Origin of the sequence: Cohnella massiliensis (assembly GCF_900169535.1) — a bacterium.
GTDB classification, from domain to species: Bacteria; Bacillota; Bacilli; order Paenibacillales; family Paenibacillaceae; genus Cohnella; species Cohnella algarum.
This window is the reverse complement of sequence record NZ_LT821258.1, coordinates 24,255-38,831: the sequence shown is the minus strand read 5'-3', so window position 1 is coordinate 38,831 and position 14,577 is coordinate 24,255. Positions and strand designations below refer to the sequence as shown.

Annotated in this window: 14 protein-coding genes; 6 read left to right on the top strand and 8 right to left on the bottom strand. The window is 57.9% G+C overall.

Annotated elements, in window-relative coordinates; all coding sequences use genetic code 11:
• The first annotated feature begins 203 nt into the window (after window positions 1-203).
• From B7E11_RS09880 to B7E11_RS09870, 3 genes are read left to right on the top strand one after another with little or no spacing between them, the layout of a single operon-like run.
• Window positions 204-1,355: a CgeB family protein gene (locus tag B7E11_RS09880; protein WP_338026284.1), complete on the top strand. Its 1,152-nt coding sequence runs from the start codon at window positions 204-206 to the stop codon at window positions 1,353-1,355.
• Window positions 1,356-1,413: 58 nt separating this feature from the next.
• Window positions 1,414-2,910, top strand: coding sequence for a glycosyltransferase family 4 protein (locus B7E11_RS09875; RefSeq protein WP_176220677.1), 1,497 nt, complete (start codon window positions 1,414-1,416; stop codon window positions 2,908-2,910).
• Between the two features lie 51 nt (window positions 2,911-2,961).
• Window positions 2,962-3,954, top strand: a complete 993-nt coding sequence (locus B7E11_RS09870) for an SDR family NAD(P)-dependent oxidoreductase (protein ID WP_080833896.1) — start codon at window positions 2,962-2,964, stop codon at window positions 3,952-3,954.
• A gap of 52 nt (window positions 3,955-4,006) precedes the next feature.
• Here the strand turns inward: B7E11_RS09870 and B7E11_RS09865 are convergent, their stop codons facing one another.
• Window positions 4,007-5,014: a ketoacyl-ACP synthase III gene (locus B7E11_RS09865; protein ID WP_080833893.1), complete on the bottom strand. Its 1,008-nt coding sequence runs from the start codon at window positions 5,012-5,014 to the stop codon at window positions 4,007-4,009.
• A 191-nt stretch (window positions 5,015-5,205) separates the two neighbouring features.
• On the opposite strand from B7E11_RS09865, the gene B7E11_RS09860 reads away from it, so the two are divergent.
• A complete protein-coding gene (locus tag B7E11_RS09860; RefSeq protein WP_080833890.1) occupies window positions 5,206-6,075 on the top strand; it encodes a YhcN/YlaJ family sporulation lipoprotein in 870 nt (289 codons plus the stop codon).
• A gap of 423 nt (window positions 6,076-6,498) precedes the next feature.
• Here B7E11_RS09860 and B7E11_RS09855 read toward each other — a convergent pair whose 3' ends face one another.
• Window positions 6,499-6,723, bottom strand: a complete 225-nt coding sequence (locus B7E11_RS09855) for a helix-turn-helix domain-containing protein (protein ID WP_019422432.1) — start codon at window positions 6,721-6,723, stop codon at window positions 6,499-6,501.
• 349 nt (window positions 6,724-7,072) lie between these two features.
• Here B7E11_RS09855 and B7E11_RS09850 point away from each other — a divergent pair, with 349 nt between their 5' ends.
• Window positions 7,073-7,303, top strand: a complete 231-nt coding sequence (locus B7E11_RS09850; protein WP_080833888.1) for a response regulator transcription factor — start codon at window positions 7,073-7,075, stop codon at window positions 7,301-7,303.
• A gap of 113 nt (window positions 7,304-7,416) precedes the next feature.
• Here the strand turns inward: B7E11_RS09850 and B7E11_RS29500 are convergent, their stop codons facing one another.
• The 5 genes from B7E11_RS29500 to B7E11_RS09830 all read right to left on the bottom strand — a co-directional run bounded on the left by B7E11_RS29500 (window position 7,417) and on the right by B7E11_RS09830 (window position 12,771).
• Window positions 7,417-7,557, bottom strand: a complete 141-nt coding sequence (locus B7E11_RS29500; RefSeq protein ID WP_176220676.1) for a hypothetical protein — start codon at window positions 7,555-7,557, stop codon at window positions 7,417-7,419.
• Window positions 7,558-7,575: 18 nt separating this feature from the next.
• Entirely contained in the window at window positions 7,576-8,727 is a 1,152-nt protein-coding gene (locus B7E11_RS09845; protein WP_080833886.1) for a Ger(x)C family spore germination protein, read from the bottom strand.
• The gene (locus B7E11_RS28885) at window positions 8,720-9,829 is read right to left on the bottom strand and encodes a GerAB/ArcD/ProY family transporter (RefSeq protein WP_139787137.1); all 1,110 of its coding nucleotides are present in this window, start codon (window positions 9,827-9,829) and stop codon (window positions 8,720-8,722) included. The genes B7E11_RS09845 and B7E11_RS28885 overlap by 8 nt, the downstream gene beginning before the upstream one ends.
• Complete coding sequence (locus B7E11_RS28880) at window positions 9,826-11,298, bottom strand: spore germination protein (protein ID WP_139787136.1); 1,473 nt, start codon at window positions 11,296-11,298, stop codon at window positions 9,826-9,828. Before B7E11_RS28880 ends, B7E11_RS28885 begins: the two co-directional genes overlap by 4 nt.
• A 105-nt stretch (window positions 11,299-11,403) precedes the next feature.
• A complete protein-coding gene (locus tag B7E11_RS09830) occupies window positions 11,404-12,771 on the bottom strand; it encodes a sensor histidine kinase (RefSeq protein ID WP_080833881.1) in 1,368 nt (455 codons plus the stop codon).
• 133 nt (window positions 12,772-12,904) lie between these two features.
• Here B7E11_RS09830 and B7E11_RS09825 point away from each other — a divergent pair, with 133 nt between their 5' ends.
• Entirely contained in the window at window positions 12,905-14,248 is a 1,344-nt protein-coding gene (locus B7E11_RS09825) for a DRTGG domain-containing protein (RefSeq protein ID WP_080833879.1), read from the top strand.
• Here the strand turns inward: B7E11_RS09825 and B7E11_RS09820 are convergent.
• Complete coding sequence (locus tag B7E11_RS09820; protein ID WP_080833877.1) at window positions 14,220-14,528, bottom strand: YtpI family protein; 309 nt, start codon at window positions 14,526-14,528, stop codon at window positions 14,220-14,222. The two genes, B7E11_RS09825 and B7E11_RS09820, sit on opposite strands and share 29 nt — an antisense overlap.
• Window positions 14,529-14,577: the final 49 nt, after the last annotated feature.

The window sequence follows — 14,577 nt, the reverse complement described above, 5'->3', positions numbered from 1 at the left end:
TTGAGGAAGGCGGCAAGCTCGAATTTTAAACCGCATACGGGTTTTCGGCAGTCGTCTTCCCGAGTAGGGAGGGCGGCTTTTTCTTTTTTCGATTTACGCACTTGCGGACGGGTAACTATCCATGTCCGACTCAGGGAGGGCGCATATATTGATGTTGGGTGATCGTGGACGACTAGGCGGTAGAACGCGAAGGAGGAATGGATTTGGCAGTCATCCGCAATCGCGCGAAGATCGGCGGGAAAGTCCGGACCGGGCAAAAATCGGGAACGGCATCCGCGTATGCCGCCGGACAAAGGTCGGGTCTGGCGCTCGGGTTCGCCCATGGTCGCTGGCAGGGACTGTGCGAGGCCGTCATCCAAAAATCGGCCGGCGCGCTTCCGCGCCGGGCGGCGACCGTACTGTTCGTAACGTCGGGCAAAGGCTTCCCGTACAGCCCTCTGGACGAAGCCGTGCAGCTTTCGCTTCTTGGGTTGGCGGAGCGGGTCATCGTAGCTTCCCCCAAGGACGATGTCGCCGGACTCGCCGCGGCGGAACGCCCTGATTTGGTGCTGGTGCTGGAAGGCATGGAATTTCCGCCGGAGCAGGTAGCCTCCATACGCTTGAACGGCATCCGGACCGCGATCTGGTTCACCGACGATCCTTATTACACGGACATTACGAGCGGACTCGCTCCTTGCTACGACTACGTATTCACGCTGGAAAACAATTGCGTGCCTTATTACCAGCAGTTGGGCTGTCCCCGGGTTCATTACCTTCCGCTCGGAGTGTTTCCCGAGTATTTCCGACCGCGCAATCCGCAGCTGTCGCTTCGCGGCGACGTCTGCTTTATCGGCAGCGCGTACTGGAATCGGGTCGACTTTTTTTCAAGGCTGCTTCCTTATATCGAGCATCGGTCTTTTCATTTGTCGGGAATCTGGTGGGACCGCCTTCCCGAATACAAGCGGTGGAAGGATCGGATTCAATTGGACCGCTGGATGACCCCGCTGGAAACGGCGGAGCACTACAACGCCTTCAGCATCGTGATCAACGTGCACAGATCGCATGACGACGAAACGTTCAATCGCAACGGCGCCAAAATCGTGGCCCAGTCGCCGAACCCCCGCGTATTCGAAATTTCCGCCTGCGGCACGCTGCAAATCGTCGATCAACGAAGCGATTTGCCCTTGTATTACAAGCCGGGAGAAGAAATCGTCACTTACGATACGCCCGAGGATCTGGCGGCCAAAGTCGAGTATTACCTGAATCACGAGGAAGAACGGCAACTGTTAGCCTTGAGGGCTTTGCGCCGCACGATGAGGGACCACACGTACGCGAACCGGCTGCATCAATTGCTGGAAATCGCTTTGGCTCCGTAACGCAGAAACCGTAATCGGATAAAAGCGGAACAGCCGCATGGAGAAGGAGGAGGGCGGCATGCAAGCAGTCACCGTTCGGCCGAAGCTGGTCATTTTTTCCCATTTGTGCAACGACGTTCACGCCACGGGCGCGGAAAAGCTTTTGCTCGCCTTTTTGAAGGAAATGCGGCATTTTTTCGAATGCTTGCTTGTCGTTCCGCAAGAAGGGGCCATCGCCAGAGCCGCGTTGCGCGAAGGGATCGAGTCGGCAACGCTCCCTATTCCGCTATGTCCGGCAGTGCAAGACGGTTCGCCGCAGCTCGACCGGGAATTGGAGTCGCTTCGGACCGATCCGGTTTGGGAGCGGATTATCGATCTTTTGCAGCGGGAGCAGCCTTCTTATGTATGGGTGAACACGTGCGCGCATCCCCTGCCCGCAATCGCGGCGAAGGCGCTCGGAATTCCCGTTGTGTGGGCGCTGATGGAAACGATCGCCGAAGACGGTCCGCGCAGGGCTCAGGCCGCGGCGCTGATCAACACTTACAGCGATCTGATCGTCGGCATTTCGGAGACGGTGCTGGCTCCGTTCAGCCGCAAGACGCTGCTCTCGAAGACGGTCGTGCTGCCGCCTTTCGTAAGCTTGAGGGAGGCGGAGCCGGAAAGCTGGTTCTCCCATCGATTTAACGTGCGCAGGAGCAACGGGTGGGGGGAATACCATCGGGTCGCGGGCTTCGTGGCGGCCGGCCTGCACCCGTCCAAAGGGCTGAAAGAGTTCGTCGAAGCGATGATCCCGCTGGCGCTGAGAGATCCGATGATCCGAATGCTGATCGTCGGCAACGGCGCCGACGAGGAATTCGTCCACTCCTGCATCGAGCTCGCGCGCGGGGCGGGGCTCGGCAACCGGATCGGGTGGGTGCGGTACGCGGAAAAAATCGAGACGATCTATCCGGCGATGGACGTGTTGGTCGTGCCCAGTCTCGTCAAGGAAGGCTTCGGCATGACCGCGGCCGAAGGCATGCTGTTCGGCAAGCCGGTCGTCGCGTTCGCTTCCGGAGGCCTGACCGAGCTGATGCAGGCTACCGGCAACGGCGAATTTTTGGTCGCCCCGGGAGACGTTCCCGGGCTCGCCGCCGCGGCAGGCGGTTTGCTGGCCAGCGACGAGTGGCGCTTTACGGTCGGCGGGCGGAATATGCAGGCGGTGCAGCAAGCGTATGGACTTGAAGCGTTCCAAGCGAAGCTGGCCAAGCTCATCCAGAAGCTTCCCGATCCGGTCGAACAGCTCGCCGGTCTCGTTCGGGGCATGGGCCCTACCGTTTATTGGCTCGAAAACGGCCGAAAACGGCCGTTTCCTTCGCCGGAGTCGCTATTGGCCGCGGGGTTTCGGTTCGAGGACGTGCGTTATATTTTGGAAGAGAAGCTCGTCTTGATTCCGCCCGGCTTGCCGATGGAGGAACCGGAGACGGACGAAGCTCCCCCTCGAAGAAGACGCCGGCGCAAACGCCGAAGACGGATGCGGGCCAAACGAAGCGCGGTCAAAACGAGGAAACGCCGCGCCCGCAACCGTTCGCGCGGGTAAGTTCCGTTTCGCACGAAGCAGCAGTCTACTTTCGGCTCGGGGGGAGATACGATGTTCGCGGGGCAGCGTATTTTGATCACCGGAGGAACCGGTTCCTGGGGACGGGAACTCGCGCGGCAGTTGCTCGATCGGTCTCCGGAGGAAATCATCGTTTATTCGCGCAACGAGTCCGGCCAGGTGGCGATGGATCGGGAGCTCCGCGACTCGCGGGTTTCGTACCGCATCGGCGACGTGCGCGATCGCAAGGCGCTTACCCAAGCGTGCAAAGGGGTCGATCTGATTTTTCACCTGGCCGCCCTGAAGCATGTGCCGGTATGCGAGAATCATCCGTACGAAGCGCTCAAAACGAATGTGCTCGGCACGCAAAACGTCATCGAGGCCGCGTTGGAGAACGGCGTGAAAAAGGTCGTGAACGTTTCGTCGGACAAAGCGGCCAGCCCGTCCGGTTTTTACGGCATGACGAAAGCGATCGGCGAAAAACTGATCGTCTATGCCAACCTGCTCGATGGCAACACCAAATTTATCTCCGTGCGCGGGGGCAATGTGCTCGGAACGGCCGGAAGCGTCTTGAGCTTGTTCATGAACCAAATCGCGAAAGGGGAGCCGATCGGCATTACGCATCCGGCCATGACCCGGTTTTTTCTGACGCTTGCGGATACGGTCCGGTTTTTGATCGGGGCGGCGTCCGAAGGCGAAGGCGGGGAAATATACGTCATGAAGGCGCCCGCATGCCGCATCGCCGATTTGGCGGAAGTGTTGATGGAAGAGGCCGGAAAGCGGGTTGACGTCGTGGAAACGGGGGTCCGGCCGGGCGAGAAGCTCCACGAAACGCTATTGACGGAGCAAGAATCCGCGACTGCGATCGCGTACGACGATCGTTATTTGATTCTTTTGCCGACGATCGACATCCCCGGCCTCAAACCGCGTTATTCGGGCTTTGCCGGCATCGGGAGCGGAGGCATCCGTTCCGACCGGCCGACGATCGGCAAGGCGGACATTCGCCGCTTGCTGGAACGCGGCGGGCTTCTTTCGCGGCCCGGCTAGCATCTGTCCGACTCGCGCCGGCCAGATGCTGTGCGGCCTGCCGGACCGAGCTTCACTCCAGCGTCCAGTCCAGCACCAACCCCGCTTGCGCAAGGCCGGATCCGAATCCGTAAAGGGCGATGCGCTCCCCTTTCTTCAACTTGCCTTCCTTAACGGCAAGATCGAGAGCGAGAGGAATGGATGCCGCCGAGGTGTTGCCGTAAGGACCGACGCTGTGCAGCGAGCGTTCGAAGGGGAAGCCGAGCCGCTCGCAAATCGCTTCGATCATGCGCAAGTTGGCGCTGTGGGGAACGAACCAGTCCAGATCGGCGATCGACAGGTTCGCCTTTTCCAGCATGTTCTTCATACCGTCCGGGATGGTCGAAACCGCCCATTTATACACTTCCCTGCCGTTTTGCCCGATTTTTCCCCCTTCTTCCGCAGGCTGCCCGTCGAGCTCCGACGCCAGTCCTCCGGCCATTACATAAGAACCGCCTTTCCCGTCCGTGACCGCGTAGGATCCCAGCATCGCTCCTTTCTCCGCCCGCTCAAGAAGAACGGCTCCCGCTCCGTCGCCGAATAATATGCAGGTGGACCGGTCGGCGTAATTCGTGATCTTGGATAACGTTTCCGTCCCGACGACGACGATTTTGCGATAAGCGCCGGAAAGAATAAGGCCGTTGGCCGCTTGCATCGCGGAAACGAAGCCGGCGCAGGCGGCGTTCAAATCGAAGGCGAGCGCGCGTCGGATGCCAAACGCCTGCTGCACTCTCGAGGCGACGGAAGGAAAAAGAAAATCGGGCGTGGTCGTGGCGACGATAACCGCGTCGATATCCGTCGAATCCGTCGGATAACGTTCGAGCAAATCGCGCACGGCTTCGATGGCCAGATGGCTGGAAAATTCGCGCGGTCCGGCGATTCTGCGTTCGCGGATTCCCGTCCGGCGAACGATCCATTCGTCGTTCGTGTCGACGATTTGCGACAAATCGTCGTTCGTCAGCCGTTTTTCCGGTACGTAGCTGCCGATGCCTGTCATTTCCGCTTGCGAATAAAAGGAGCCCGGATTCGGCCGATCGTTCATTTTCTTCGCCCTCCATTTGGCTTGATTATAGAACTTGATTCTAATACCTGGTACTAATTTTAATTCTTGTTTCCATACTAGGTCGAAAATGTTCCGCTGTCAAGGCGAATGCAGAAGCATATTCAGCGTGCCCGGAGGCCAACCTAACGATGCGGCGGGAACAGCCGAAAACCGATTAAAGGAGGAGTTCGATGCGCAAGGGATTAGCCGCCTCGACGCTTGTTTTATCGGCGGCTTTGGCGTTGTCCGGCTGTGCTGCCAATCAGGGGGATTTGGGCAATAAAAACATCCGCCCCAACAATGCGGGCAATATGAGAGGCCTGAACAACCGGTTCGCGAACGATCAGGCGAACGAAATGAACCGCATTCACGGCACGCAGCAAATGAACAACAACGTGGTCGGCCTTCACGGCAATACGAATATGGAACTGAGCGACGATATCGCGAACAAGCTCGCCGCGCTGCCGGAAATCAAATCGGCGTACGTGATGCTGACCGATCGCAACGCTTACGTTGCGATCACGGAGGAGACGAACGGCCGACAACGCGTCAAAGGCACTTATCGTTCTAATAACGGAACCGGCCGAACGAAAGGCATGGGAGCAGGCATGGCCGACCGCGGCGTCGGCATGAGCAATCCGAACAGCGTAACGCCCCGTTCGGCCGCTCCTTACCGCTCGGATTATTACAGCGTAGGAGACAACACGGGAACGACGGCGGGCGGAGGCACGCACGGCGGCTTTGGCCGCGGCGGAGCGAATAGCCGCGCCGGAACGAACGGCCGCGTCGGCGCGATGAGCGGCGATGCTTCCGACACGCTCAAAAACAAGGTCGGAGATTTGGTTAAAGGGATGTCGCCGACGACGGAAAACGTCTATGTATCGACGAATCCGGACTTTTTCGGCCGGATGGAGCGGATGGCGAACGACTTCCGCAACGGCAATCCGATTCAAGGCATGATTACCGAATTCAATACGCTCGTCGAGCGCATCTTCCCCGAACAATCCGGCATGAACGGAACGTCCCGGGCTCAGACGGCGCCGAACTATATGCACCGCTAAGCGGGGCTTGGGCGGAAATCGAAAGTTGGCCGCGGCAGGGACGAGGGTCCCGCCGCTTTTTATCGTATAAAGGGGGGCAAACTTATGTTGGATTTTATCCAACGGGCGGCGTGAAAAACGAGAAAACTTCGAGATAGAGTGGATTTTATCCAATGAGGAACGGCCATTACGGCCGAAAGGCATGAAACGGTCTCGCCCCGTTGGACAAAATCCAACCAAGCCCGAGGATGTCGTAAAAAAGCCGGTTTAGATTGGACAAAATCCAACGAGGGACGAGGCAAAGCAGAGGAAAGGATGTCGGGGCAGAGCTGCGCCAGGCACGTGAATTTGTTCAGCATCAAAGTAAAAACCTTCTTTCCGCGCCGCCCTCACGGAGGACAACGAAAAAGAAGGCTTGCTGATCAGGAAAGCGGCGAAGGAAGGTCAAATTTTCAGTTCCCCGAGCTTAATCAGCTCGACAACCGCTTGCGAACGCCCTTTTACATTTAATTTCTGCATGACATTCGAAATATGATTCCGCACCGTTTTCTCACTGATAAACAATTGCTGGGCAATGTCGCGAGTCGTTTTGTCCTGCACTAACAGTTCAAAAACTTCGCGTTCCCGATTGGTGAGAAGGAATTTGCTTTTGTGATCGCTGCCTTTCAACGTGTGTCACCCCTCCTTGCCCGGGAATGGAAGTGATTACAAGGTCCAGGGATACAGTCAACTTTATCATATGAAAGCATGCGAACTCTGGTGCGGTAACCCGGTAATTTTGGGCGTACAGCCTCCGGAAAAGCGCCTTAGGCTTTCGTATTATGCAACGTCGCCCTTTATCGAGATACAGCACAATATATGTAGACGACGGAGGGCGCGCAACGTACAAACACCCATTTTTTCGACTTATGTATACCTTGTCCGACAAGAGAATCCGACAGCTTTTTCGGCCAGGCCCGGCTATAATCGACTCATATCGGCGGTTTAATTCACATTGATCACGCGGGGAGGAAGAAACGTGCTGCTTCAAACGCTGGAGAAGGCGCTGCGCGACAAATCCGAGATGTACGGGTTAACGGCGCGGGAGAAGGAAATTTTGAATTATTGGGTTCAGGATCTCGACTACAAGGAAATCGCGCTCAAGCTCGGCATCAGCAAAAATACCGTCAAAGTCCACATTTCCCGGATTAACCTCAAGCTTCAGGTCAATTCCAAAGCGTCCCTTATTTTGAAGCTGATCGGGGCCTGACGGACGGCCGATCGCGCAGAAGCCCCAGGCGATTGGCGGGCTGCTCCGGTCACAGGCTAAACGGGCCGAGCGGAACAGCCCGCCCGACCGTTGTGCCCGGCACGGTCAAGGCGTCACTCTTTTTTCCACGGGGGATCCCCGTACTTGTGCCACCATCCGTTAATCTTATAGATGCACCAAGGAACGAAAACCGACAGCAAGGCATAAAACAGCTCGTTCAACGAGGGTATGCGGTCTCTCCAAAACTCCGACATGTACGGGCGCCTCCTTCGCTATTCCGCTTTCTGGATCGAACCGACGACATGCAGTCTTACTTTGGCCTCGACGCGAATCGTGCATCCGGAAAAAAGGTTTTCCCCCGAGTCCCAGTCGTCTTTGATTTGCTGCCAAACGCCGTAGTGCTCCCTGTAGAGATGCTTGCCGAACTCGAAAATGTCGGACCGGTACTCCTTCTGGGCTTTTTCGGCCACGATCCGGGTCAGGGATTCGATCTTTTCCTCGATCTTCTTCTCCGCTTCGGCGAGGACGGCCTTGTTCAGCAGCGACGCATTCAGGTGCGATTCGCCGATATTGCCGTCCGCCATGACGGAGACATGAAAGACGGGACGTCTCGGATCCGAGACGTCGGCCTCCAAGGTGCGCGCCACATGCTTCATTTCGAAAACGACGAACGCATCGTTCAGCTTGATTTCAAGAGCTCCTGCATTCAAGCTGCCGAGGATGAAATTCCGTCCCGTCGTTTCCGCCTCGTTCAGAAATCCGCGCAGCCGATGGTCGTGACCGTTAAACACCGCGGCTCCGCTGGTCGCGACGGCGTTCTCGGCGGCCAGGGCAATTTTCGGCACGGCAAAGCTCGTATCCTGCAGCAAAAAGGCGTGCACGTTCCCGATGTTGGTGGGCGGCGAGATCGACTCGCTTTTGTCCGGATTTTCCGACGTTTTCTCGATATAGCGAACGGGCAGCGCCTCGACCGGAGTCGTCGCCTCCAGCAATTGTCGAGCTTCTCCCTCAGCGATCATCACCTTGGCGGCTCTCCGCGTCTCCGAATCCCGAAAGAAGACATCCAGCACGTCGCCCAAATCGCCCCGCCTCGCCAGGCTTTCCGAGATGAGGATGATCCGGTTGTGCTCCAAATATGGCGATCGGCTAAAAACGTTGGACATCTGCCTTGCCGCCTTGAACACGGTATTGGCGGTTACGGAGAGATTGCTGTACGTTTTTCCGCCGGGCTTCGAAGCGCTGTCCGTGCTGTGCAAGGCGCTCGGGTTTGCGAACTGGAACGTAAGCATCACTTTGCCGTCGTCTCCCGCGTCCAACGCGGAGCCGACAACGAATCCGCGTTCCTCGATCTCGGTCCGGTCCCAGCATCCCGCCGCCAGCACGACGAGAACGGCCATTCCGCATGTCCGCAGCCATTTACGCATCCGGTTTCACCCGCCGCGCTTTGGCCGCGATCAGAAGGAAAGCGGGGAAAACCCAAGCGACGATGATGCCCAAATAGCTGATCCACTCGGAAAAAAGGCGGACTTCTTGCAGATTCGTCGGCTGCATCGCCACGAGAAACACAAATGGAGTCAGCAGAAAAATCAGGCTCATTCGGCTCGCCTTCGGGAACACCGACTGCAGCGCGATCAGCGTCACGTCGAAAGCCATGACCGCGGTGCAGTACAGGGACATGACCCAAACCGCGAAAAAAACCGATTCGAACCGCTCGAAAAAGCCGCCGGGCACTTCGACCTGCTTGGCCAGCTCCGCGAGCGGAAAAAGGGTGTTGGCGACGACCTCGGTGCTGAAGACGCCGACGACAAACAGAAAGACGAGCAAATAGACGAGAGTCGGCATCAGCATCCCGATGAATACGGCTTTTCCGAGTTTTTTCGGGCGGTTGACGAATAGGTTGTAGAACAGCAGGATCTCGAACCCGAGGAAAGAAAAGGCCGTTTCCTTGGCCGCAATCAGAAGCTTCGGGAAAGGCGTGACGAAAAACGGCTTCAGGCGTTCGTAATCGAAATCGCCGGCGCTCAACGCCAGGACGGCCGTCAAAATGAGCAGGATGATCGGAAAAAACAGCAGATTGAGCCGCAGCAGCGAAATGCTCGGGCCGGACACGCCGTAAACGAGCACCAGCAAAAACACGAAGCAAATCGCTTCCACCGGCGTGCGGTCGAACAAATACAGCTTCGATATGCTCGACACTCCGCGAACTTCGTAGCTTACGTACAAAAAGGTGTAAAAAGCGAACGACAGCGTCAGCACGTTGGCCGTCGGGCGATTGGTCAAGGACGCGGCGATATCGCGATAGCTTTGCTTCGGAAAGCGGACGGCCAATCGGGTCAGCATCCAGGCGAAGCCGATCGCGATCAGCCCGCCGAGCAAAATCGACACCCATCCGTCCGAGGAGTTCGTGGCCACGACGATCGAAGCGGGCAGCGTCAAAATGCCGAGGCCGATGACGACGTTGCTGACCGCATAAGACACTTCCTTGCTTCCGATTTCACGGTCGGCATACTCGAAGCTTTTCGTCAAGGTTCTCCCTCCTTGTCCGCCCGCACCGGATTTTTTGTCTGCATGAACCGGGGCCGGCCGGTCAGAAGCGTGATCGGAGCCCGGATGAACAGGTCCCGCCAGTCGCTCTTGAGCGTCGGCGCATAGGGAGCCGAATACGGAACGCCGAAGCTGTACAAGCGCAAAAGATGGATGCAAATCGTAATCATCGCAAGCACGATGCCGTAAAGCCCGAAAATGCTGGCGGCCAATATAACGGCGAACCGGAGAATGCGGAACGCGATTCCGACGCTGTAAGCCGGAATGGCAAAGGAGGAGATCGCCGTGATCGACACGATGATGACCATGACCGGACTGACGATGCCCGCCTGGACCGCGGCTTCGCCGATGACGAGGCCGCCGACGATCCCGATCGTCTGGCCGATCGGCTTGGGCAGCCGGATGCCGGCCTCGCGCAGCAGCTCGAACGTTCCTTCCATCAACAGCGCTTCGACGACGGCCGGAAACGGAACGCCCTCCCTTGTCGCCGCGATCGAAAAGGCGAGTTTGAAAGGGATCATTCCCTGGTGAAAAGAGATGAGCGCGACATAAAGAGCGGGCAGCAGCAGCGTAACGAGAACCGCGGCATACCGGAGCGTGCGGATCAGGGAACCGATGATCCACCTTTCGTAATAATCTTCGGGGGATTGGATCAGGGAAACGAGCGTCGTCGGCAGCAGGAGGACGAACGGCGTGCCTTCGAGCAGCAGGGCGACTTTGTCCGGTCTTTCCGTATGTAAAATTTGCGGAAACGGAGACAGAAAGCTGTCTTCGATCCATTGCTCGATCGTGCCCGATTCCGGAGCGGCGTCCACGTCGAGCGATTCCAGCCTGCGTTTGACTTCCTTGACGATTTCGGGGTGCGCGATGCCGTCGATATACGCGACCGCGAGCGTTTGCCGGGAACGCCGGCCGACGAGAACGGTGTCGAACGTCAGGTTGGGATCGCGAATTTGCTTGCGCACGAGCGTCATATTGGCGGATATGTTTTCGGTGAAGCCTTCCCTCGGGCCCCGGACCAGCGCTTCGGTTTTCGGTTCTTCGATCGCGCGTCCGGGCGGGTTGCGGCTTTTGATCAGGAGCGCCCGGTCTTCTCCGTCCAGCAGCAAGGCCGCGTCCCCCGCAAGGACGGCCGCAACGATTTCGTCCCATTCGTTCGTCCGTTTCAGGACGGGCAGGGAGATGAAGCGGGTCTCGATTTCGTCGAGCCATCCGCCGCTCCGATCCTGCAAAACCGATTCCCTTCCGCCGAGCTGCAGCGGCTGGACCAAATGCTTCTGAATCGCGTAAATATCGTTCAATCCGTCAAGCGTGATAATCGACGCGACCCGATGGCCGAATTGGACGTTTTGGATCGTTAAATCGCCCGATTCGCTGAGTTTTTGCCGGATAAATCGGAGATTTTGGCCTAGCGTCGTCGACAATAAGGGAGATTGTCCGCTGGTGTTCACGGCATCGGTGTCTCCTTCTCTGGCGGATTCGTCCCTTGTATGTATCTCCAAATGATCGAATAATAAACCTTTTAGCAAAATAAAAGAGGGTTGCGCGTTTATGCCTTAGCCGATCCGGATGTCGCCGCTTTCGGCCGCCGAACCGCTGCGATGCGGAAGACGGATGCGAAACGACGTCCCTTCCGCCGCAGTCGATTGCGCCTCGATCGTTCCGCGGTAATGCTTGACCCGTTCGAGCACGATCGACAGCCCGAGTCCGGAGTGGCCTCCGTTTTTCGTTGTATATCCGGGCGCAAACATCCGCTGCAGCTCGGATTCCGCGAGAATCCGTCCGGAGTTGCGCACCGCCAGCTCGATATGGTCGTCATGGCAGCGGATTTCAACATGGACGAGGCGTTCCGCTGGCTGCAGCGATTCGACTTCTTCGAACGCGTTATTGACGAGATTGCCGACGATTTTGACGACGTCGATCGTCCGGATCGCCGACCGGTCGTTCCACGTATCCGACAGTTCGAACGTAAAGCGGATATCGAGGCTGACGGCGACGGCGATTTTGGCTTTCAAAAAAGCGGCCAGCGGCGGAGAAGGATGGTGCACGATTTCGCTGACGTCGCGGATGTCGTGAACCAGATCGCCCATATAGTCTTTCAGGGCGGCGGTTTTGCCCAACTGAAGCATCGTATGCATGACCTGGACATGATTTAAAAAATCGTGCCGCTGGCCGCGAATCGACGTGAACATTCGGCCGATGTCCTCCACAAACACTTCCTGCGCCGCGCGGGCTTCTTCCCTGGCGCCGGAGAGCAGCCTCGCCACATAGACGAGGGAGACCAGGCTCATCAAGATCGCGGCGCAGACGAGAACCGAAACGATCAAGTCGCTTCCTTGCTGGTTGACGTGAAAAAAACGGGTGGTGCCGAGCAGGACGAATTGGAGCGCCGCGAGAACGACAAGCTTGCCGAGTCCGGTCCGCCAGCCGTCCACGATCTTCGCGAACATGCGTCTCGCCGTCTTCAAGCCCCGTTTGCGAAGGTAAGCGGCAAGAAGCCACAGCGCGATCAGCACGGGATACAGTCCCGCCGCCAGCAGCCACGGAGGGCCTTTTAAAATTTGTTCCCGGTCCGCCAGCCCGGAGATCGCCATGGCGATCTGGGCGAACAGCAAATCGGTCAAAATCGCCATCAGATGAACGCACGCATAAACGCCCAGTTTCTGCTTGAGCGGCACTTCGCGGAACAGAACGCCAAGCATGACGGCGTTGATGAGCATCGAATTAAGCAGATGCAGCTGAAACGGCAAAAAAAACAATAGCGAATCCGTGTAAACGGAGGTTGCGATCGTAAGCAGAATCAATTTGCGCAAGAGGCGTTCCGGCCTGTTTTCCAGCAGCGTGAAGCTGAAGAGCCAGACCATGAAGGTCTGCGGCCACGAGTACAAAAGATCGAGCTTGACGATATCCCAAAAAGTAGTCATTTGAAAAAGCGCTCCTGCCGTTGTTTCTTCCAGCTTCTACTTTACCTTTTTTCGCGGGCAATATCATAGTCTTTTTTTCCTATGGACGCGTTATGGTAAACTGGATAAAAACCGGATGCAAGGAGGAACCGCGATGACGGCTGGCGACGCGCCGGGCGGAGAACAGACGAAGCACGAGCAGCTGCTGCAGTATATACGCGACTTGCCGGTCGGAACCCGGATCTCGGTTCGCCGGATGGCAAAGGATCGCGACGTATCCGAAGGCACGGCGTACCGGGCGCTCAAGGAAGCGGAGCAGCTCGGCTACGTAAATACGAAGGAAAGAATCGGCACCGTGCGGGTCGACAAAAAGCGCCGCAACAGCCCGGATCAGCTTACGTTCGAGGAAGTGCTGGAGATCGTTCAGGGAAGCCTGCTCGGCGGGGAAGCGGGGCTCGGCAAATCGCTCCACAAATTCGTGATCGGGGCGATGGAGCTGGACGAGATGATGGGCTATATCGACGCGGGCAGCCTGCTGATCGTAGGCAACCGCCAAAACGCCCACCGCCTCGCGCTCGAGCACGGAGCGGGGGTGCTCGTGACCGGCGGCTTCGGCACGAGCGACGACGTCAAGGCGCTGGCGGACGAACGGCAGCTGCCGATTTTGACGAGCCGGCACGATACGTTTACGGTCGCGTCGATGATCAACCGGGCGATGTTCGACCGGCTCATCAAACGAAAAATCATGATGATCGGCGATATCGTGGAGCCGTCGGCAAGGACGCGTTCGCTGAAGCAATCGGCTTCGGTGGCGGATTTCGCGAAGCTGAGCGCCGAAACCGGGTTTACGAGATTTCCGGTGACGGACGAATGGAACCGCGCGGTCGGGATGATCACGGCCAAAGACGTGGCCGGCTCGCCCCCGGATCAGCCGCTCGACAAGCTCATGACGCGCAGGCCGATGACGGTGACGCTGACGACGCCGATCGCGGCCGCCGCCCACCAGATGGTATCGGAGGGACTGGAGCTGCTCCCGGTCGTCGACCGGCAGCGCAAGCTGATCGGCGTCATCAGCCGCACGGAGGTGCTCCGGTCGATGCAGTTCGGGGGACAGCAGGCGCAGCAGGGCGAAACGTTCGACGCCCTGATGTGGAGCGGATTTACGGAACGGAGGGACGAGGAGAACCGTCCGGTCTTCACGGGGATGGTCTCGCCGCAAATGTCCGGTCCGCTCGGCACGGTGTCCGAAGGCGTGCTCGCGGCGCTGATGCAGCAGGCCGCGGTCAAGGCGGCGAGCGATTTGCGCAAGCGGGAGCACGTGCTGGAAAGCATGACGACGTATTTTCTCCGTACCGTGCCCATCGATTCGACGATCGCCATCGTGCCGAGTATTATCGAATCCAGCCGCCGTCACATCATAATGGAGGTGCAGGTGCTGCACGAAGGGGACACGATGGCCAAAGCGATGCTTATCGCGCAGACGATCGGAGTTTCGTGAAAACCGAATGGTTGCGGATGCCCGCAAACAGGTTGAACAGCCCCATCAGCAGGAAAACGGCGCCGACGATGACGCGGACGGTCGAGCCGGTAAACAGAACCATCTGAACGAGCGCGAGAACGGAGAGCGTCAGCCCGATAAAGATGTTCGTCCGGGCCCCGTAAAGGCCGCGCAGCACCGGATCGGCATTCCGGCGGGAACGGTAGCTGTTGTAGACGGCAAGCACCGACAACACGACGACGGACAGGGAAAACGTCCATTGAAGCACGGATATTAACAACTCGAGCAACCCCTTAAACGTTTGTCCCCCACATTCTATCATAAAAAGA